Source organism: Croceimicrobium hydrocarbonivorans, from assembly GCF_014524565.1.
GTDB classification, from domain to species: domain Bacteria; phylum Bacteroidota; class Bacteroidia; order Flavobacteriales; family Schleiferiaceae; genus Croceimicrobium; species Croceimicrobium hydrocarbonivorans.
Genome location: NZ_CP060139.1, coordinates 3,013,653 through 3,035,139, shown reverse-complemented (window position 1 = coordinate 3,035,139; position 21,487 = coordinate 3,013,653). Strand labels below are relative to the sequence as shown.

Annotated in this window: 18 protein-coding genes; 12 read left to right on the top strand and 6 right to left on the bottom strand. The window is 44.4% G+C overall.

Annotated features, from left to right (window positions below):
• Positions 1-104 precede the first annotated feature (104 nt).
• Positions 105-1,586 carry a helix-turn-helix domain-containing protein gene (locus tag H4K34_RS13770; protein WP_210757968.1) on the top strand — a complete coding sequence of 494 codons (1,482 nt, stop codon included), beginning with the start codon at positions 105-107 and terminating at the stop codon, positions 1,584-1,586.
• On the opposite strand, the gene H4K34_RS13765 is transcribed toward H4K34_RS13770, so the two are convergent.
• Positions 1,583-3,919, bottom strand: coding sequence for a patatin-like phospholipase family protein (locus H4K34_RS13765; protein ID WP_210757967.1), 2,337 nt, complete (start codon positions 3,917-3,919; stop codon positions 1,583-1,585). The two genes, H4K34_RS13770 and H4K34_RS13765, sit on opposite strands and share 4 nt — an antisense overlap.
• Positions 3,920-3,979: 60 nt before the next feature.
• Here H4K34_RS13765 and H4K34_RS13760 point away from each other — a divergent pair, with 60 nt between their 5' ends.
• Complete coding sequence (locus H4K34_RS13760; RefSeq protein WP_210757966.1) at positions 3,980-4,933, top strand: endonuclease/exonuclease/phosphatase family protein; 954 nt, start codon at positions 3,980-3,982, stop codon at positions 4,931-4,933.
• A gap of 180 nt (positions 4,934-5,113) precedes the next feature.
• Here H4K34_RS13760 and trhA read toward each other — a convergent pair whose 3' ends face one another.
• On the bottom strand, positions 5,114-5,773 hold the full coding sequence (gene trhA, locus H4K34_RS13755; protein WP_210757965.1) for a PAQR family membrane homeostasis protein TrhA: 660 nt from the start codon (positions 5,771-5,773) through the stop codon (positions 5,114-5,116).
• Between the two features lie 30 nt (positions 5,774-5,803).
• Positions 5,804-6,328: a DinB family protein gene (locus H4K34_RS13750; RefSeq protein ID WP_210757964.1), complete on the bottom strand. Its 525-nt coding sequence runs from the start codon at positions 6,326-6,328 to the stop codon at positions 5,804-5,806.
• Between the two features lie 96 nt (positions 6,329-6,424).
• On the opposite strand from H4K34_RS13750, the gene H4K34_RS13745 reads away from it, so the two are divergent.
• The 9 genes from H4K34_RS13745 to H4K34_RS13705 all read left to right on the top strand — a co-directional run bounded on the left by H4K34_RS13745 (position 6,425) and on the right by H4K34_RS13705 (position 16,446).
• A complete protein-coding gene (locus tag H4K34_RS13745) occupies positions 6,425-6,883 on the top strand; it encodes an HYC_CC_PP family protein (RefSeq protein ID WP_210757963.1) in 459 nt (152 codons plus the stop codon).
• A gap of 70 nt (positions 6,884-6,953) precedes the next feature.
• Positions 6,954-7,919 (top strand): MbnP family protein, encoded by a 966-nt coding sequence (locus H4K34_RS13740; RefSeq protein WP_210757962.1) that lies wholly within the window; start codon positions 6,954-6,956, stop codon positions 7,917-7,919.
• A gap of 6 nt (positions 7,920-7,925) precedes the next feature.
• A complete protein-coding gene (locus H4K34_RS13735) occupies positions 7,926-9,026 on the top strand; it encodes a cytochrome-c peroxidase (protein ID WP_210757961.1) in 1,101 nt (366 codons plus the stop codon).
• On the top strand, positions 9,026-10,069 hold the full coding sequence (locus tag H4K34_RS13730; protein WP_246452124.1) for a cytochrome-c peroxidase: 1,044 nt from the start codon (positions 9,026-9,028) through the stop codon (positions 10,067-10,069). Before H4K34_RS13735 ends, H4K34_RS13730 begins: the two co-directional genes overlap by 1 nt.
• 218 nt (positions 10,070-10,287) lie before the next feature.
• Positions 10,288-11,511, top strand: a complete 1,224-nt coding sequence (gene dinB / locus H4K34_RS13725) for a DNA polymerase IV (RefSeq protein ID WP_210757960.1) — start codon at positions 10,288-10,290, stop codon at positions 11,509-11,511.
• A 20-nt stretch (positions 11,512-11,531) separates the two neighbouring features.
• Entirely contained in the window at positions 11,532-14,480 is a 2,949-nt protein-coding gene (locus H4K34_RS13720; RefSeq protein WP_210757959.1) for a DNA polymerase III subunit alpha, read from the top strand.
• Positions 14,481-14,564: 84 nt separating this feature from the next.
• Positions 14,565-14,879 carry a DUF3817 domain-containing protein gene (locus H4K34_RS13715; RefSeq protein ID WP_210757958.1) on the top strand — a complete coding sequence of 105 codons (315 nt, stop codon included), beginning with the start codon at positions 14,565-14,567 and terminating at the stop codon, positions 14,877-14,879.
• Between the two features lie 26 nt (positions 14,880-14,905).
• Positions 14,906-15,715, top strand: coding sequence for an SOS response-associated peptidase (locus H4K34_RS13710; RefSeq protein WP_210757957.1), 810 nt, complete (start codon positions 14,906-14,908; stop codon positions 15,713-15,715).
• A gap of 11 nt (positions 15,716-15,726) precedes the next feature.
• Positions 15,727-16,446: an SDR family oxidoreductase gene (locus H4K34_RS13705; RefSeq protein ID WP_210757956.1), complete on the top strand. Its 720-nt coding sequence runs from the start codon at positions 15,727-15,729 to the stop codon at positions 16,444-16,446.
• Here the strand turns inward: H4K34_RS13705 and H4K34_RS13700 are convergent.
• Positions 16,443-16,994 carry a 1-acyl-sn-glycerol-3-phosphate acyltransferase gene (locus tag H4K34_RS13700; RefSeq protein WP_210757955.1) on the bottom strand — a complete coding sequence of 184 codons (552 nt, stop codon included), beginning with the start codon at positions 16,992-16,994 and terminating at the stop codon, positions 16,443-16,445. The genes H4K34_RS13705 and H4K34_RS13700 overlap by 4 nt on opposite strands.
• A 70-nt stretch (positions 16,995-17,064) precedes the next feature.
• Between H4K34_RS13700 and H4K34_RS13695 the strand changes: the two genes are divergently transcribed.
• Complete coding sequence (locus H4K34_RS13695) at positions 17,065-17,763, top strand: hypothetical protein (RefSeq protein WP_210757954.1); 699 nt, start codon at positions 17,065-17,067, stop codon at positions 17,761-17,763.
• Here H4K34_RS13695 and H4K34_RS13690 read toward each other — a convergent pair.
• Together H4K34_RS13690 and H4K34_RS13685 are read right to left on the bottom strand one after the other, a co-directional pair.
• Positions 17,756-19,279, bottom strand: coding sequence for a hypothetical protein (locus H4K34_RS13690; RefSeq protein WP_210757953.1), 1,524 nt, complete (start codon positions 19,277-19,279; stop codon positions 17,756-17,758). The genes H4K34_RS13695 and H4K34_RS13690 overlap by 8 nt on opposite strands.
• A 32-nt stretch (positions 19,280-19,311) precedes the next feature.
• Positions 19,312-21,432: a M48 family metallopeptidase gene (locus H4K34_RS13685; RefSeq protein WP_210757952.1), complete on the bottom strand. Its 2,121-nt coding sequence runs from the start codon at positions 21,430-21,432 to the stop codon at positions 19,312-19,314.
• Positions 21,433-21,487 lie beyond the last annotated feature (55 nt).

The following is a 21,487-nucleotide window of genomic DNA, read 5'->3' as shown; positions in this document are numbered from 1 at the left end:
AAAGCAAACCAATACATTTTAGCGAACGTTCGCTAAAATTTACATTTTCAATAATTGAGAACCCTTCAGATATTTATGTAGATTTGCTGGAAAAGCAGGCTAGCATGGTTCTTCAGGAAGAACAACTTCGAATAATTTTTGGCTTAAAACTGAAGCAAATTCGTACCGAAAGAGGTTTATCGCTCTTCGGATTATCGAAAAAAACCCAGCTTAGTAAGAGCTACCTCAATGAAATTGAGAAGGGAAAGAAGTATCCCAAACCCGATAAAATCCTGGCCCTAGCCAAAGCTTTAGAGGTAGAATATGATGAAATGGTGAGCATGAAGCTCAGCGGTAGCATGGCTCCCTTAAGTGATATTATTCTTAGTGGAATTCTCAAAGAAATTCCTCTGGAACTCTTTGGTATAGAAGAAAGTAATCTCATCGACATTATTGCGGGTGCCCCCGATAAGGTATCAGCCTTTATTAGTACCCTATTCGAAATGACGCGCCATTATCAGGTTAGTCGGGAGAACTTTTACCTGGCTGCCTTGCGGAGTTATCAGGAAAGTCATCAAAACTACTTCCCGGAATTAGAGCAGGCCGTGCGTGATTTTGCCCGTCTCTACCAATTGGATCTGCAGCAAAAGCTAAGTTCTGCTGAACTAGCCGAAATCTTAAAAGAAGAATTTGGTTATCAGTTGGATGAAGAGCGCCTCGCCAAAGAAGACCTGCCTGGCACCTTGCGTTCTTTATTTATTCCCAAATCCAAAACCCTTTTATTGAGCCCTGGAATTCCCGAAGCGCAAAAGGTTTTTATCCTGGCCAAAGAACTGGGCTATTGCCACCTCCAAATAGAAGATCGCCCTCTAAGTTTTAGCTGGATAAAGTTTGATCGCTTCGAAGAGGTCCTCCATAATTTCCAGGCCTCCTATTTTGCTGGTGCCCTGGTTTTACCCGAAGATCGTATCTGCACCGCCTTGAAAAGCTTTTTCAAAGAAAAGCAATGGGACAGCGCTCGCTTTCATCAGTTAATGAGTGATTTTACAGACTCTGCCGAAACCTTTTTACAACGATTAACCAATATCCTACCCACCCATTTCGGACTCAATCAACTCTTCTTTTTGCGCTTGCAACAGGATAGTCAGTCGGCCCCTGTATTAAGCAAAGAGTTGCACCTCAGTCGTAAACATCAGCCGCAGGCCTTAACAGGCACCATTAACTATTGCCGTCGTTGGTTGAGCACCGATATCCTACTCAACCCAAAAGACTACTATCGCTCCGGAGCCTTAGCGCTTGGCTGCCAGGTAAGTGCCTATCAGGATACTGGAGAAGAGTACCTTATGCTGGGCGCTCGCGAAAATGATCCGGTGAGCCCAAATGCACAGCGCAGCGTGGTAATTGGATTGGAGCTCAATGCTAATTTTAAAAAGCAGGTTCAATTTCATAAAGACCCTAAAATCAGCACTCAGATTGTAGGAACCAGTTGCGAAAGCTGTTCGGTTCAAAACTGTGCGCAAAGGGTTTGTCCCCCCAGTCGACTGATCAAAGAAGAGCAGGAAAAGATCTTACAAGAAAAGCTTAAGCAGATTCTGGAGGAAGATTAATCCGAATAATTAAAGGAAAAGCCTAGACCTAAATAATAACGAGCCTTCCAATCACTGCTATTGGTGCTAAAACCAATGGACATCGGTCCGAAAAAAGTTCGCCAACTAAACTCTGCCCCCATACCCAAAGTATGTTCCAGCGCCCCATAATCTCCTTCGGTCAACATCTCCCCCCATTGCTTTAAGGAGCGATAAGGATGGTAGGCCAAACCATTGATACCGTAGCGCAGGTAGAAATCTTCCCAAAATATTTCCTGAACTTGAAGGCCTATTAAGGCAAAATTGGGGCTTACAACCTCCCCGAACTGAATCCCTAAAACCCGAACATCATTAATAGCAACGCGCTGTAAACCTCCTAGGCGAAAGGCATTTACTACCGAATTTGCCTCCCCAGACCCCAAGCTTAAGCCCACAGCATAATAAGGCACCCACTGTAATTTAGGACGAATGCCTCGATAATAGCGAGCACTCATCAAAACGTCCATATAAACCCCAGGATTTAGATGATCTGCCAGATCCTTTAATTCCTGAGCATTTAAATATTCAGTAACCCCGCCAATCGATTGAGAGCCCAAGGCAATGCTGTCTACCCCGTCTTCCAGGCGAACTGTTTGGGTGGTACCCAGATAGGTATTTAATATTAAGATCGACTCCCCTCCTGATACCGGGAAATTGCGATCATTGAGGTCATTAGCGGTATGCATCAGGCGAAAGCCATAATTCTGCTGAATAGAACTTTCCAGCCCTTCCGGGATATCGGAACCAATGCGAATCCGCGAACGGCTATTCTCATAAAAGATACCCCCGGCATAGCTTTCCTTTAGAGATTGGGTACTCATTAAGATGGCATGCACTTTATGACTAAATGAAATCAAGATATTTCGCAGATCCCCATTGGAATAACTGGGAATTTGGAGGGCTCCGTAATCATAGCGGAAGTTAAAAGCCCAGCGTTTATACTGTTGTAGATATTGATAATGATCGAAGCGAAAACGAGGATTTTTAGAAAGGTCTAGTGCAAAAACGCTACGCGACTCCTCCCCTAATAAATTTCGACTGGTAAAATTAATACTGAGCCCGGCGGAGAAAATATTATCGGCATGCAGTCCAGCATAAAAATAATTTTGCTCCTTTTCTAATAAGCGTAAATGTAAATTATTGGTTCCATCCGGGGCTTTAATGATTTCATAATCAATGCTCTTAAAGCCATTAATGCCGTAAACTCTACGCAGGCCTCTTTGCAGGTCATGGCGTAAAATGGTTTGTCCGGGGGCAATCTGGAGCTTCTTTAAAATCAAGTCATCCGAAAAAATATGATTTCCCTCTATTTTAATCTGCTCAATGGTAATGGCCATTTCCGTTTGCCCCATGTGCAAAGCTTCACGGGGTGTTCCTAGCTTAGCCGCCAATTGTTTCATGGCTGGTAAATACGATTGCCCGGTACTATCTCCCACCGCCATTATTTCTTGGGCATCGCCAAAGCTGGCCGCATCGTATTGATCCAATTCGGGCTGAATATAAATGTCACAAGTTTGGGCCTGTTTCTCCAGTTTCTTGGAAGCTGGGATCATGGAAAGTGTCATCAAAATTTCGGGCATGCTTTCAGGCAAATCGGGATTGAGCTTAGCTCCCACATTAACACCAATGATATAATCTGCCCCCCACTCTTCTGCCAACTCCACCGGGAAATTGTTGAGTACCCCTCCATCTACCAAAAGGGAACTATCTCGGCTCACCGCCGTAAAAGCCGTAGGAATAGCCATGCTGGAACGCAAAGCAGTAGGTAGTGGACCATCTTTAAAAATCTCCGACTCCCCCGTGCCTACATTAGTGGCCACGCAGCGAAAAGGAATGGGGAACTGATCAAAATTATCATACTGAAGGGCCGGCCAGAAATAGAGATGCATTAACTCACTTAATCTTTGCCCACGTATTAAGCCGGTGCCTACTTTAAGCTTTCGATCTACCACCGGAAATTCTACTAAGTAGCGATCGTAATACTCTTTTTCTTCAAAGGCAATATAATTAAGAGGCATTTTATTGGAGAGCACCCGATCCCAATCTACACTGCGCAGAATACTGTCAATTTCGGTAGCTGAATAACCAATGGCATATAGCCCACCTACTATGGAGCCCATACTGGTTCCGGCAATAAAATCTGGGCGCAAACCCGCTTCTTCCATAGCCTTTAAGACTCCCACATGGGCCAGTCCTTTAGCCCCGCCGCCACTAAGCACCAAGCCCAATTTCGGCTGTTCCTGGGCAGAAAGTGAAAAGGAAAAAAGGAGCAAAAAAGAGATCAGGTAGCGCGGCATAAAAGAATACTTATTCAAAAGTATCAAATTCGAAGGCGCTCAAGCAGAGCTTCCTTAATTTCGCAGCAAATACCCGGTATGAAAAAATTCCTTTGGCCATTATTGGTCTTCCCCCTGTTCCTAAGTGCCCAAAAGAGTCCTTTTAATTCTGAAGCCGTATTTCCGGCCAGACATACTTATTCTACGGGCGACACCCTGCGCATCATGACCTGGAATGTGGAGCATTTGGTAGATGAACTGGATGATCCTTATGTAAATAATGGTCGGGAGAACAATGGCGAAATCAAGCCCGAAAAAATGAAGCTTCTTGCTGAGGCTTTAAAAATGGCTGAGGCCGATGTGATTGTCTTTGAAGAAGCGGAAAGTGCCAATGTAGTGGAAGCATTACGCGATAGCTTTTTTCCGGATTTGGGCTATCAATATGTGGCCGATACCCGCAGTCGAAACTGGTATCAAAATGTGGTTATCCTGAGCAAGCTACCCATTGGCAAAATGATTAGCTATGGAAATGTGCATACTCCAGTGGTATTTGAAGAAGATGGAGAAAGCAAATACCAAACCCAGAACTACATCAATACCCGGATGTGGACCTGCGAGCTTTTGGTAGACAGTACCTATGGACTGTACCTCAGCGGGGCCCATCTTAAAGCGGGGGGCGGCAGCAGAAATGAAGCCATGCGAATGGGGCAATTACGTTACTGGCAAAAGGAAATGGAACTATTGCTAAAAGCTGATCCCGAAGCTGATATTATCCTTTTAGGGGATCTCAACTCTTATCGCAATGGCAATGAGATTAAGATGTTATTGGAAGATGCACGTCCATTGGTAAAACTCCAGGACCCTATAGCTGCTGAAGTGAATAGTCATCCTGCCGACGCACCTAGCCACCGATTGGATTATATCCTCTACAATCAAAATTTAGCCGATCAGATCGTTCCCAAATCTGCTCAGGTACTGACGCCCTTCAGCCCGGCAGAAATGCGCACGATTAGCGATCACTTACCCTTGGTTTTAGATTTAATCGTTCACTAAGCTCTAACAGCACAGCAATCTAACATCCAACAGCACAGCAATCTAACATCCAACAGCACAGCAATCTAACATCCAACAGCACAGCAATCTAACATCCAACAGCACAGCGATCTAACATCTAACAGCGAAGCGGTCTAACTTCTAACAGCGCAGCGATCTAACATCCAACAGCGCAGCGATCTATATATACAGATATATCCCCACAAAATGACAAATACTCCCCGCCAGCACCAAGAGGTGCCAAATGCTATGGGCGTATTTTAATTTGCGGAGACTAAAGAAAACGGTGCCCAGAGTATAGGCCGCACCGCCAGCTAAAATCCAAATGATCAGTTCTTTGGGAGCCGATTCATACAAAGGCTTGAAGGCGAATATTATCAACCAGCCCATGAGCAGATAAATAGCCAGCGATAGCTTTTTGAAGCGCCCCAAAAAGAAAAGTTTATACACCAAGCCAATTATGGCCAGGGACCAGACCGAGATCAAAATCACGCTGCTCCACCAACCGGGCAAGGCAAAAAGGGCAATAGGAGTATAAGTACCAGCAATGAAGAAATAAATGGAGGTGTGATCAAGCAGATGCAATACATAGCGCGTTTGATCATTAGCCCGATGGGACACATGGTAAATAGTGGAGGCCACATAAGTCCACAGCATACTTAATCCGTACACCAAAGCTGCCACCCAATAACTGGTAGTTCCGCGATCGATAGCATTCAGAACCAAAAGCACAATACTGGCAATGGCAACGGGAATACCAATACCATGGGTGATGCTGTTCCAAAGCTCTTCTTTGGGTGTACTTACGGGGGTTGCGGGACGGGGGCTCTTCATACTCATAAAACGAAATAGCAGCCAAATTGATTGGGTTTAGGCCACACTTTTTTTGATGGCCTCCCAATGGTGAATGGTGTGATAATGCATGAAGTAAAACAATTCGCGCATCAGCAATTTTCCGAGTAGCGGATGAGGCAGAAGGGTGCGATCCAATTTTGCTTCTTTCACCTTCCCTAAATACTGTAAAAGGCGCTGTACCTCTTGATCATATTCTTTGAGAACATCCTGTCGATTCAATTGACGAGAATCCGCAGCCTCATATTGTTTAGGGGCTTTAGCTTCGGCCCCTTGCAAACGCTCCTGATAACGCTGCACCAAACCCTCATAACTGCGTGCCTCCCGATTGGGTCTACCAAAAGCCTGACGCAGTAAAAAGCCGGGTTTACGAACGGCTGGGTTTACCACTTGAATAGACTTCAATAGGTGATCCATATTCTGTAAAGCCGACCATTTCCCCTCCTTTTGCTGATGGATTTGATCATCATCAAGCTTACTTAAATAAGCCATTAAATCCTGATGTTGAGCACTAAGCTTATCGAGAATTTCCGCTCTGTTCATAGAAGCAAATCTTTGTTGAGCAAGGTAGAACTTTCATGGCATAAGCAGAGTAAAATCGCTACAGAGCTTATTGCCAGAATTTTCTAAATTGGGATCGTGAAAAAATGGCTGGCCATAGTGATGCTCTTTAGCCTGTTCCTATCGATTACAGGAATAGATATTGGCGTGCATTCTTGTGGTGGTGAAATTCACTCTTTGGCTTTCTATCAAAAGGCTGAGGCCTGCGAGCATGTAAAGCCCAAAATCGAAGAGCCTAAAGATTGCTGCAGTAAAGAAGGTCATTGCAAACGAAAGGCAAAACCCTCGGAATCAAAAGAAGAAAAAGGCAAATGCTGCGATGATGAGCTCATCGACCTAGAGATTTTAGAGGTAGAGCTTATTCAAAGTTCTCAGGACTTCGTTTTTCAATCCGATCAAACAATTCATAGCAGCGATAGCTTCGAGCTCTCCATTCCGCTTCATTCCCATCAGCAAAAAGACCCCCATTACTATCAATATAAGCCTCCCCTCATACGGGTGCAGCATATCATCGATTATCAAGTGTTTTTGATTTAGACCCGGATATAAAAATGTCAGGCTACTAGGCCTGCCAATCATTTTATATCTATCATTTAATCAAAACACTATGAAAAAACAATTAAGCATTTTGTTATTCACCTGCTTGATGAGTCCTTTAGCTTGGGCTCAATCGGAGGTTCATTTTCAAATCAATCATAAATTAGGTAGCACTACCTACAGTCCCAGTCAAAGCGCTTCCAACAATTTGGGAGATCCTTTTAAAATCCAAAGATTGGACTATTACATTTCCGAAATCACCCTCTATCACGACGGCGGACAGGTAACGGATATTACCGATCATTACATTTTAGTGAAGGCTGCTCGCGATGGTATGCTAACAAGCGATGTTTTGGGTAATTACACCATCAGTCAATTGGATAGTGTACGTTTCGGAATTGGTGTGGATGGCAGTAAAAATCACTCTGATATTTCTGCTTATGCCTCCAATCATCCGCTATCCTTCCAAAGCCCATCTATGCATTGGGGCTGGAGCGCTGGTTATCGTTTTGTAGCCATTGAAGGTATGGGGGGCGCCTCCATGAATCAAGGCTGGCAGCTGCACGGATTGGGTGATGCCAATTATGGCTATGCCACCGTGGTAAGTTCCGGAACTTGGGATGGCTCGAAATTAATCATCGCCATTGATGCCGATTATGAGATGGCCCTGAAGGATATCACCGTAAACGGAAGCTTAAATTACCATGGCTCTTCTTCACATGCCGTAAGCCTGCTCAATAATTTCAAGAATGAAGTTTTTAGCGCCGGTGCAGCCAATGTGAGTTTAGAAGAAACAGAGTCGGTAAACTGGGCGGTTTACCCAAATCCCAGTAGCAGCGAATTTGCGGTAAGCCTTTCGCAGGCAGATGAGGCCGATCATGTAGAAATTCGCGACCTCAGCGGTAAGCTTATCGAAACTCAGGCCTTTAATTATCAAAATGAACTGAACTTAGAGCTAAACCTTCCGGGGGTTTACCTGATCAGCCTAATTAAAGATAATGCGGTAGTAGCCAGTCAAAAGCTACTTATCCAATAGGATTAGATGACATTGAAATCTTATCTAAGCCCTGCGATTATCGTGGTGGCCGCCCTGTTGGGTTCATGTAAAGAAGACCCAACAGATCCCGGAACTACGGCCACTTACGATAATACCCCCTATGTTTTGGATTATGGTGATTTAGACGCTCCAACCTCTATCAATCCCGATAATCCCCTTACCGAACAAGGAGTTCAACTTGGTAGAATGCTGTTTTACGATACCCGCCTATCGAAGGATGGCAGTATGTCCTGTGCCAGCTGTCATCGCCAGGAACATGCCTTTACCGACACTGCCCGTTTTTCAATCGGGGTAGAAGGACTTCCCGGAAAACGTCAGGCCATGAGCGTGTTTAATACTGCCTGGCATCAAAATGAATTTTTCTGGGACGGACGTGCACATTTATTGCGAGATCAATCCTTGCTTCCTATTCAGGATCCCTTGGAAATGAATGAAAGCCTCGAAAATGTGATTAGTAAACTCAGCGCCAGCGAAGGCTATCGCAATCAGTTTATCCGGGCCTTTGGCTCTAATGAGATAACTGAAGAGCGTATTTCCTGGGCCCTGGAGCAGTTTATGAATTCCATTGTTTCGCATAACAGTAAATACGATCAATACCTGCGAGGTGAGGTCAGCTTTAGTGATAGCGAAGAACGCGGTCGGGAACTTTTCTTTGCCGAGTTTAACCCTGGCTTCCCAGCTACTTCAGGAGCGGATTGCGCACACTGCCATGCTGGTCGGACTTTCGAGAATGACCTGTATATGAACAATGGTTTGGATGGCGATGGCAGCTTTATTGACAGTGGTCGTTATAAAGCCACTCAGGACCTGGCCGATTTAGGCAAGTTTAAAGTTACCTCCCTGCGTAATATTGAGCTTACCGCTCCCTATATGCACGATGGGCGCTTTGAAAATCTTGAAGAGGTACTCGATCATTACAACAATGGACTGGAAGCCTCGGCTACCCTAGACCCAGCCCTGGAATACACCCGGGTTTCGGGAGGTCTGCAATTATCGGCACAGGATAAGGCTGATATTATCGCCTTCCTTAAAACCCTTACTGATCAGGATATGATTAGCGACCCACGTTACAGCAGTCCTTTCTAGTGCTTAAATTAAAGCTAAATACCACTCTTGTCTTTTTGCTGGGAGGCCTCCTTCTTTTAGGGTCCTGCCGAAAAGATCAAGAACAAAATTCGGAACCGGAGGGCTTTGTTTTACAGATCCCTCCGGGTTTTCCGGATATGGTCTTCCCCGAAGACAATCAATACAGCTATGCCCGCTGGCAACTGGGCAAAAAGCTTTTTTACGATCCGGTGCTTTCGCGTGATAGCAGCCTGAGCTGTGCCTCTTGCCATAAATTGGAATTGGCTTTCGCCGATGATCGAGCCTTTAGCCCCGGCATTCAAAATCGACCCGGAACTCGCAATGCCACCTCCCTTACTAATATTGGCTATCACCCCTATTTCTTACGAGAAGGCAGTGTTCCTACCTTAGAAATGCAGGCCTTGGTTCCTGTTCAGGAGCATAATGAATTTGACCATTCCATGCCGGAAATTGCGGCCAAACTGCAAGCCAATGCCCGCTACCGACAAATGAGTGAGGAAGCCTATGAGAGAGAACCGGATCCCTGGGTGATCACCCGAGCCCTGGGCGTTTTCCAAAGGAGCCTTATCAGTGGCAACAGCCCCTACGATCGTTATCAGTACCAAGGGGAATCCCAAGCTTTAAATAAGGCCGAAATTCGCGGAATGGCCCTTTTCTTTTCTTCCCGCACCCAATGTGCCAGCTGCCATTCAGGCTTCAATTTCAGCAATTATGCTTTCGAGAATAATGGCCTCGATTCGGTCTATCAAGATCCCTTGCGCATGCGCCTCACCAATGACCCCGCCGATGAAGGTCGGGCCAAAGTACCTTCCTTGCGAAACCTGGCTTTTAGCGCTCCCTATATGCACGACGGACGCTTCCAAAACTTGGCGGAAGTAATTCAGCATTATCAAAAAGGGGGAGCCGGACATCCCAATCAATCCGAACTAATTCGCCCCTTTAGCCTCAGCAATCAAGAGCAAGATGACCTCATTGCTTTCCTACTGGCTTTAAGCGATCCTACCTTTACTCAGAATCAAAGTTTCTCCGAAGCCGGCCACTGAGCCGCAGCTCTAAAGCACTTCTATTCAAACCCTTAAGAGGTTCAGGATTACCATTATCCTATTAGCTCTTAGCAATAGTCATTTTTTGATACGACTATTTCAGGCTCTAAAAATTTTAAGTCCTCGAAACCAATTATTTGATCTTTCAGCTTTTCAAAACTTGATTTTCGAAACTTAGAATTTTCTAATTTCGCTATCATTCTAAAATTAATAGCAAGATGATTTCCGGAGCTTCCAAAACCATTGTTCACCTCGACCTGGATAGTTTCTTCGTTTCGGTAGAGCGCTTGCATAATAGTGCCTTAAACAATTTACCGGTATTGGTGGGCGGAACCAGTAGTCGTGGTGTAGTCGCTTCCTGCAGTTATGAAGCGCGACGCTTTGGTATTCACTCTGGCATGCCGATGCGCATGGCCATGCAGCTTTGCCCGGAAGCGATTGTGATTAAAGGAGATAGCAGTCGCTACAGTAAGTATTCGGATATCATCACCGAAATCATCAAAGAGGAGGTTCCGCTTTTTGAGAAAACCAGCATAGACGAATTTTATGCCGATCTCAGTGGTATGGATCGCTTTTTTGGCTGCTATAAAATGGCGACAGAAATGCGGGATAAGATCATTCGCGAAACCGGCCTGCCTATTTCCTTTGGTCTCTCTACCAATAAAACGGTGGCTAAAGTAGCTACCGGAGAGGCCAAGCCTAATAATCGCCTCGAAGTACCCCGCGGCACTGAAAAGCCCTTTCTGGCGCCCTTGCTGGTGCGGAAAATCCCCATGGTGGGCGACAAAACCGGGCTTTTGCTTAATCGCATGGGCATTCGTCATATCCACACCTTGCAGCAAATGCCCCTTCCGGTGATGGAAAAGGCCATGGGTAAAAACGGCATCAGCCTCTGGCATAAAGCCAATGGTGTAGACCCTTCTCCCATTGTTCCCTATCAGGAGCGCAAGTCTATCTCTCTGGAACGCACCTTCCAAAAAGACACCACCGATGTACTAAAGCTCGACACTCTTATTGTGGCTATGGCCGAAAGCCTGGCCTTCCAATTACGCCAGGGCAATAAGCTTAGCGCCTGCGTAACCGTAAAAATTCGCTATTCAGATTTCAATACCTATACCCTGCAAAAGCGGATTCCCTATACCAGCAACGATGATAAGCTGATCGACATCAGCAAGGAGCTTTTCAAGAAACTCTACGAAAGACGCTTATTGGTACGCCTGATCGGCCTGAAGTTTAGCCATCTGGTGGGAGGTGGTCATCAAATTAATCTCTTTGAAGACAGTGCTGAGAAAATCCGCCTCTATCAGGCCATGGACCGCATGCGACAGCGCTTTGGCTCCGATGCGGTAAAACGCGCCAAAACCCTCGAATCTAAAAGTCTGGATCGCGCCAATCCCTTTAATGGCATGGCTCCCGCAATTATGGCCCATCGCCGACAATAAGCCCCAAATCTATTAGCCCCATGCTTAATCATCATAGTTATTACAGTTTTAAATACGGCGTGCTCTCTCCTGCTGAGTGGATAGAATGGGCTCTCGAGGAAGGCGAGGAAGTACTAGCTTTAACCGACATCAACACCTCAGCGGCCTGCATAGAATTTAGTCGGCGGGCACGAGAGGCCGGCATTAAAGCGGTAGCGGGAATCGACTTTTGTAAGGCTAGCGAAAGACAGTTTATCGCCCTGGCCCGAGATGAAGAAGCTTTTGCTGAGATGAACCACTACCTCTCCACTCGCCTGCATCAGGATTTAGAAGCCGAAGCCGAGGCACCCCTCGAAAAGGCCTATGTTATTTATCCCTTCGATCGGGCCCCCAAACGCAATCTTCGCGAAAATGAATACATCGGCCTGGAGCCTAAGGATCTCAACAAACTGCGCTTCTCCCCTCTAAAGAATCAAAGCAGTAAAATGGTGATCCTACACCCGAATAGCTTCCGCCATAAAGGCGATTACAATACCCATCGCCTCTTGCGTTCCATTGGCGAAAACTGCCTGCTTAGCAAGCTCCCCGCCGAAAAGCAAGCTCCCGCACAATGGGGTTTACTCAATTCACGAAAATTAAAAGCCCTCTTTAGCGAGTACCCGGAAATCATCAGCAATAGCGAGCGAATTTTAGCCAATTGCAATTTGGATTTTGAGTTTAAAAACTATTCGAAAAGCCTTAACCGTATCCATTATACCGACAGCCTCACCGGCGATCGCGAGATTATCCGCTCCCTATGTTATAATGGCCTCGAATACCGCTATCCCAATGCCGGTCCTGAGGTGTATCAACGCCTGGAAAAAGAGCTGGATGTAATCGAAAAGCGGGGCTATTACAGCTACTTCCTCATTAACTGGGACATTGTAAACTATGCCCGTCGTAAAAACTACTTTTATGTAGGTCGGGGCAGTGGCGCCAACAGCCTGGTGGCCTATCTCCTGCGTATTACTGATGTAGACCCCATTGAGCTCGATCTCTACTTTGAGCGCTTCATCAACCTTTCCCGGCGTCAGCCCCCAGATTTTGATGTAGATTTTTCCTGGCGCGATCGAGCCGATGTTACCCGCTATATTTTTGAGCGCTTCCCCAAAGCCAGCCTCCTGGGTTCCTATACCACCTTTAAGTACCGCGCCATAGTGCGAGAACTGGGCAAGGTATTAGGTCTGCCCGGCAGAGATATTGATGAACTTAGTCGCGCACGGCGTCAGGGGGGCAAAGACTGGGACGATATGCAAAAGCTGGTACTCCGCTATGGTAAGCGCATTGAAGATTTCCCCAACCACCTTACCGTACACGCCAGTGGTATCCTCATCCCCGAAAAAGATATTTCCTATTATGGCAGCACCTTTTTACCCCCTAAGGGCTTCCCTACCACGCATTTCGATATGTATACCGCTGAGGATATTGGCCTGCATAAATTCGATATTCTGGGGCAGCGGGGATTGGCCAAAATCAAGGAGGCAGTTCAATTAGTCAAGCAAAACCGCCCCGAAGCTAAGGAACTAGATATCCATCAGGTGCAAAACTTTTACAAGGACCCTAAGATTAAAGACATGCTACGCGAAGGTCAGACCATGGCCTGCTTTTATGTAGAATCGCCCGCCATGCGGGCTTTACTGCGAAAATTACGCGCCGATACCTATTTGGGCCTGGTCGCTGCCAGCTCAATTATTCGCCCGGGAGTTTCGGCCAGTGGCATGATGGCCGAATACATCCGTCGTTACCGTGAACCCGAAAGACGACAGTATATCCATCCCAAGATTGGTGAAATACTGGAAGAAACTTATGGGGTGATGGTTTACCAGGAAGATGTATTAAAGGTTGCCCACTTCTTTGCTGGCCTCAGCTTGGAAGAAGCCGATGTACTGCGAAGAGGCATGAGTTGGAAGTTCCGAGAGCGCAATGAATTTGATACTATTAAGGACAAGTTCTTCCAAAACTGCGCAGAAAGGGGCTATAGTGAAGCGGTGAGTACCGAGGTGTGGCGGCAAATCGAAAGCTTTGGGAATTATGCTTTTGCCAAAGGCCATTCGGCCAGCTATGCCGTAGAGAGCTATCAAAGTCTTTACCTGAAAGCTTATTATCCACTCGAATACCTGCTGGCCACCATCAATAATGGCGGAGGCTTTTATTCGGTAGAAACCTACCTCAACGAAGCTCGTCTCGCGGGAGGTATTGTAGAAGCTCCTTGCATCAATCGCTCCGAAATGGAGGCGGTGCTGATTCATCCTCAAATTTTCCTGGGCCTGCAAATGCTTAAGGAATTGGAAGAAAAAACAGCCATGAACATCCTCCGGGAACGGCATATGAACGGACCTTTCGAAAACCTGAATGAGTTTTTAGAGCGGGTGGAAATTTCGCTGGAGCAATGCATTCTTCTTATTCGCATCAATGCATTTCGGGCAATGGAAATTGACAAAAAGAAACTGCTTTGGGAAGCGCATTTTATTTTGGGCAATGCTAAAAAATCAGCCCCCGTAAATGAGCTCTTCCGGAATACCCGCGAAAAATTGGTGCTCCCCGAATTGGAAAGTGGCGAGCATGAACAGGCCGTAGATGAAATAGAGCTCCTGGGCTTTCCGCTCAGCTCCCCCTTTCAATTGGTTCCCGAATTACCGGAAGGCTGTATTGCCGCCCAGGATATTGCGCAACATATTGGCGAGGAAATACGACTCTGTGGTTATTTAATTCACGTAAAAAATGTGACCACTCGGGGACAGCAAGCTCGCCATATGATGTTTGGCACCTTCCTCGATCAGGCAGGGCATTTTATTGATACCGTTCACTTCCCGCCGGTCGCCGAGCGCTATCCTTTTCAGGGGAAAGGCATTTACCTGATTCGGGGAATTGTAATCGAAGAATACGATTTTGTAAGCGTTGAAGCCAAGTATATTGAGCGCCTGCCTTATGTGAATTTTGAGCATGCATAGGGAAAGATATCCATACCATAAATGAATGATATCGCTTTACTAAAGCCTCTTCTCTATTTTCGCAGCTCCACTTGAAAACACATTTTGAAAAAACTAGTTTCTACCTCCATCGGCCGTCTGCGTTTAGTTTCCATTATTGAAGGAATATCACTCATCCTGCTGGTGCTTATCGGCGTACCCCTAAAATATTACTTCGATAATCCCACTTGGGTAAAAAGCATCGGCCCTGTGCACGGCGGCCTTTTCATCCTTTTTGTTTTGCTGGCGCTAATGGTAGCTAACAGTCAGAAATGGAAGTTTAAAACCACTGCTCTGGTAATTCTGGTGGCGAGCTTTATTCCCTTTGGCTGCTTTTATGTGGATGCCAAGATTTTAAAGCCCATGGAAGGCCCGAATTAAAGGAGCTAAATCCTTAGCTTTATTCCATGTGTTACGACTCCCTATCTCTAACCAAAAGGGCCTTAGATTATGCCCAACGGATTGGTTACAGCGACGAAACTATTCAGGAATTAGAGGAGCATTTTTTACGTATTCGCGAAACTCAGGGCCCCGTTTTTCATGCCAGTGGCTATGCTCACCCCAGTTTCCCGATAGTAAGCGATGTCCACAAACTAGAAGTGGACACCCATCTTTGGGGATTAATTCCCTCTTGGGTAAAAGATAAAGAGCAAGCCACCAGCATTTGGAATAATACCCTTAATGCCCGTAGCGAAAGCTTATTGGAAAAGCCCTCTTTTCGGGGCGCGGTAAAAAAGGGACGCTGTCTGGTGGTTACCGATGGTTTCTTTGAGCATCATCATAAAGCCGGAAAAAACATCCCCTACCTCATCCGTCATCGCGATGAAGGGCCCATGATTTTAGCCGGTTTAAAAGAAGAATGGACCGATCCTGAAAGTCAGAAAATCTGGCGCAGCTTCACCATTGTTACTACCGTGGGGAATGAGCTTTTAAGTCAGATCCATAATAATCCCAAGCTCAAAGGCCCACGAATGCCAGTTATCTTAGATCGCGAAGCACAGCGGTTATGGCTGGAAGACTGGCAAGAACAAAATCCAGAAGAACGCATCAACTACCTCTGCAAAGCCTATCCGGATGATGACCTAAAGGCCCATACGGTTCAAGCCCTGCGAGGCAAAAAAGCCTTGGGAAATGTAGCCGAGGCTTTGGAAGAAGTGACTTATCCCGAATTAGTGGAGAATGACGCGAACGATACTGGTCAAATGGAGTTATTTTAAAAAATCCCTATATGAATTCATTAGAAGGCAAAGTAGCCTTTATTACGGGCGGCAACAAAGGCATTGGCTTTGGAATTGCCCAGGCCCTATTGGAGCAAGGCATGAAAGTAGCCATCAGCTCCCGCAATCTCGAAACTGCCCAATCGGCTGCTCAGGAACTGGAAGACAGCACCGGAGGCAAGGTGCTTCCTTTAGCCGTTAATGTGCGCGAATACGATCATCTGGAAAGTGCTTGTGGAAATATCATTGCCAAATTTGGTCGTTTGGATGTTTTGGTTGCTAATGCTGGAATCGGTCATTTCGCTCCCATCGACGAAATGGAACCGGCTAAATGGGAAGAGCTGATCGACACCAATGTAAACGGTGTTTTTTACAGCATCAAAGCTTGTGTAGATGCCCTTAAGAAAACCAAGGGTTATATCTTTACCATTAGCAGTCTGGCGGGCACCAATTTCTTCCCCACGGCCAGCGCTTACAATGCCAGTAAGTTTGCCGTTACCGGGATGACGCAATCTATAATGTTAGACCTGCGGAAATATGATATTCGCGTAAGCACCATTATGCCCGGCTCGGTAACCAGTCACTTTAATGGCCACACTCCAACGGCGGAGGATGCCTGGAAAATTCAGCCAGAAGATATCGGTGAATTGCTGGTAGACCTATTAAAGATCAATCCCCGAACTCTGCCCAGCAAGGTAGAAGTTCGACCTAGCCGACCTCCCGGCGCCTAGTAAATTTTAGGATTATAATTCTCAGGAAACTTTGGACCTATATCGCGGTATTGTGCCTCGATATGGGCCATATCCTGATCAAAATCGCCACTGGGCCAAAACACCCCTCTGATGCCGGCTTCTTTTTTGGCATAGTCTAGATAACCCAGACTAATAGGCACCTTAGCTTCGATGGCAATGCGGTAAAAACCGGTCCGCCATTTATCTACTTTTTTACGAGTTCCTTCTGCGGGCACTAAGACTACCATTTTACGCTCCTTCAACAAACGGATAGCATAATCCGTAAGGTTGCCGTGCTTCTTCTGGTTTACGCCAATGGCACCCGTCCAACGAAAAAACAATCCATGCAAACCGCGGGTATAGGCGTTTTTAATGAAGTACTTTAGATCGATTCCCATCATCCAGAAAGCGGCCAAGGCAAAGGGAAAATCCCAATTGGAAGTATGGGGAGCCGCTACCATTACCGAATGCTTGATTTCATCGGTAATATTGGCTTTCAACTTCCAGCCGGCCAGGTAAAAGAAGAATTTTCCGAGGGAGCGTTTCATGGCGGTAAATTACATAAAGTCCCAATGAAGCTCTTATTTTTGAAACCTAAAATCTATTTCAATTAAACCTATGAATCTGCAACGCATTCCACTTTTACTTCTGTTATTGTTTTTTAGCAGCACCATGTATGGCCAGCGAGAAAAGCTCAAAAACAAACTTAAAGAGCAATATCAAGAAGGAGAATACCGACACAATCGCATTCAAACCAGCATTAGTAGCATTGTGACCGGAGAATACAATTTAGCTTGGGAACATGCCCTTAGCAGACAGTATTCTATACTACTTGATCTCAGAGCCCGTAATGATGTAAAGGATTTCTTCAAGTCTGATGCCACGGCCTATACAGACCTACTCGAATCTGGCGATTACAACTTTTCAGGATGGGGAACCGGAATATATTTCAGACAATACCTTAATCCCAGCCGGGAAGGCATGGACAATTTTTACTATGACCTAGGTTTAAAATATAAAGATCAACAAACTAAGTCTGACTATTTCGGAGGAGGCACAAACTCCGGTCCTTTTTCCTCTTTAAACGGAAACAGTTTTGGTATCAAAGCGCAGGCCTTTGGACTGGAGGGCGGCTTTGGCTGGATGATCGACTGGGAACCTTTTGAATCTAGTTTTCAAGTGGGCTTAGAATATTATCCCGTCCAAAATTTCAGTTACCTAAGCGACCAACCGATCAGAACCAACTTTGATACCTTTCAACAAAAAAATCGATTGAAGTTTTTACTAGGTGTAACGTTAGCTTACCGTATTAATTAACAAAGGGTAGGTTTATCAATCTACCTAAGGCAAATTTATTCTTCTTACTAATAAAGGTTTTGATCGGCTCTTCTCCCTGAAGGGACTGAAAACGCGAGGTTGCCAGATAATAATCCTCAAGAAATAATTGAGAGCCATACACTTTGTTTTCCAAAGACTTTAATTCAGGATTGTAGGTCACTACCTTTAACTGAGCTTTTTCAAGATACTTTTCATCCTCAAAGTTATCTCGTCCACTTTGCAAGGCGATATTACTACCTGTTTTTTCGTCTTCGGGCAATTCATAATAACCGATATATAGCATGCCTTTCTCTTCCCGATAGAAATAGGATCCTCCATTTTGAGTAAAGTTCATTGCAATTTGACGCTTCGAAATTTTTTGGGAGTCCATTAGATTGCCATTTAGATCAAAGACAGACAGATACAAATCACTAAACATATTATAAGCCAACCACCGGTTTTCCCCTAATTCTTGTTGAATTTCCTCCGTAATCCTATAAATGCGCTTTCCATCTTCACTTCGAAAAACGATGGGTCTCATCTGCTTAAGCCCAGGTCTTTCTTTATCTCCGTACCAAGAAGTTTTAAATCCTTTTTGCGCATCATTTACTGTTTTCATTTCTTTTAAGGACAGTAATTGAGTTCGACTATCTATTTGTACCGCTACCAATCCAGACCGAATGGTTTTCATTGCCCAGAATGTAGGTCGTTTAACATAACCTTGATAGTCTAGTATTTCCGCTGTATAGAGGAGAGTAGTATCATTTAATACGCTCAATTCAGATCCGGCCAAAAGCTTGAAAGCACTCAAATCTTTTGGTCTCATATTTAATTGCCACAAGTTGAAATTTTGCTCGCGCAAGAAGCAATATAAAAGTCCATTGTCACTACATAAATAAACATCTCCGTTCTCAGCGACAAGCAGCTCGGACATGTTCCGATTTCGGTACCTAAAAAAGTCAAAGTCATTCCAGGACCTACGATAGGTATTGCTAAATAGCATCTTCTGATCCGCAAGTGAAACCAAGGATACAGTTTCAAAAGTCTTTCTACCAGCGCCAATGCTATTTAATTGCGTAATTACAATATACTTTTTCGACTTATCCACCTTGGCCCTAACACTCTGCGGGCCAATCAAGTTGACCCAAGAGTGAATTGTCTTTTTATCAATTTCTTCAAGTTTGGAATTAAAGCGCCACAGGCGAATTTGATACTCTTTAGAATCCCTCATATAATCATTTGAGACCATATAGAGGGTATCATTCTTAACGAAGTCCATCAATATAATTCCGCACTCAGGCTCAAATGACTTCAATACTTCTTGGGTCGATTCATTGTAAATACGATACACTGCATAGTTGAACTTTTCTTCACTATGGAAATAACCATCATAAATTCGATATAAATGATTGCCACTTAATTCACCTAAATAGTCAATATAAGACTCATCTTCTTCTGTTTCCTCCCATAGTACCTGTGCTTTGACCGAATTAAACCCGATAAAAACAAGGGGCAACAAGGACAGCTTTAACAAATTCCGAATCATAATTAAGGGTAACTAAATTCGTTAATTTCCTGAACCAAATTGTCCATATTCTCAGGGTCCAGACTACGAAGCTTCTCGAAAAATCGTTTTTGAATCAAACCTTTGTTCAAGTCACTGATTTCCATAATATAATACTCAGAGCTTGAGGAGATGTATCCCAGGAGTGACCCATAATAAGTGTCATTCAATTCCCAAGCTTGCGTAAAATCCATTTCAGGAGCTGGTAATGCCAGATAATGATAGAATCTTATTTCACGCAGTCTTTCTAAGATTGCTACATACTGATTATAGCTTAAACCTTCATAGCTTCTATAATGTGGATAATACAGATCATAGGCCTTTAATTTGAGATTTGTTCCATTCTTAATCGATTTTAAGATGCCTTCTTCCATAAAGGCAGCATCTATCTTTTGAGAAAATTGCTGTTCAGGATCTGAAGAAGTATAAATCTGCGGACTGAGGATACAAACTTCCTTCTCAAGAGGCGACTCCACTCGAAAAGTCATCTCATCTCTTAACTTGTCTTCTGAGGTAAAACCTAATCCGCTATTTAGCATATATTCATCTGTACTGGAAATCTCTAGTTTAACAACACTGAATCTAATCCTTCTTGCCTTCTGAAAATAATCTTGCAGCCATTTGGAATTTGATTGAACCAAGGATTGCAATTGTGTTGCTGGCATTAGTTTCTTGAGTTCTGGAATAGCCGATTTCTCAACCAAAGTTTTTAACTCTTGATCGATATAATTAATGGTATCGGAGATATTCAAACGCCTCCCCGAATAGAGTAAACGATTCCAGGATTCAATATCGCTGTAGAAGTACAATCCAATATATTCTCGGCTCCAGTTTTTCAAAAATTCATTTGTAGGAAATTCAATTTCAATCCGTTTAGACTCATTCAAGGCAATAAGTAAACAGTCCTCCGTATTTAATTGCTTCAATTGAAAATTCAAACTTTGCAGTGGTCCTTCTGTGCCCGAAATATCAAGGAGATTATCACTTAAGCTTTGAGAACTTTTCAAAAGCAACAAAGTGTGTAATGCTTTCAATTTCAAATAAGCCCAATATGGACTCTTGCCATGGCTCTCCTGTATTGCCGCTAAATGGTAAAGTGCGAGATCAATCCTACGGTTATCAATTTCAGATGAAATTAAATCCAGACGTGCTAATTCCTGTATAGCCCGAAAAGCTTTCTCATTCGACTTAAAACCAACCTCTCCTCCTGAGGCCTGTTCAATTTTGGCAATCCCCTTAATTCGTTCACCGATGCTGGGGTGCGTTAATTCTTTATAGGGATAGTCAAGATTCTCAGAATAGGCAGGTGTATCTGCTAAATAATAGGATGCTGGTAAACTAAGATTTAAATCCCCAAATAATGGATGCTGCTTAAGAGCTTCTCTTTGAAATGGGTATTGGGAATAGTGTAAATCCTTTAAGGCTTGTTCTGCATGCTTTTTAGAGAAAAGCTTGGTAACCAAGGAGCTGGCCCATAAATCTGCCGCCGACTCTTGTTCTTGACTCCTTTCCAGTGCTTGTAGGTAGTAATCGATCGCATCAGCAGATGTTAACCAATCAATATCCTGAAGACTACTGCGCTGTTTAAACTCTTCATAAGAATGCTCCAGCGCAAAGTGAGCAGCTTCATGCGCCATAATAAATGCCAACTCTTCTTCACCAGAACATCTGGCAATAAGTGCAGTATTAATAAAGATCATCCCATCGGCAATACAAAAGGCATTGCTTTCATCACTCCGATAAGTATAAAAACGAAGTTTCTTTCTTAAATCAGGCTCATTGACAAAAACACGATCTGCCAATCCATTTAAATAATGGGTAATACTATCATCAAAGACCATATTCCCATTGGATAGCATATGTTGAATGAATGAAAACTGGAGTAACCAGAAGTCATCATACGAAGCGGCATCCGATTCATCAATATGAATCTGTCCATCCTCTCCAACTTTTTCACCAATCTTAGCGAGCCAGTCCTTTTTCAGATCCTCCGGCCAATTTTCCCCTGCGAATAAGGGGCTATGCACAGTTTTTAAATCGTCATTTTGGGCATGGACCCTCGGACTCAGGCATGCGAATACCAGCCCAAGTAGTAATGGATACATTTTCATAGAAATCGAAAGCTTTTTCAGATTTTTGAAAAGAATAGAATCAGGTTTA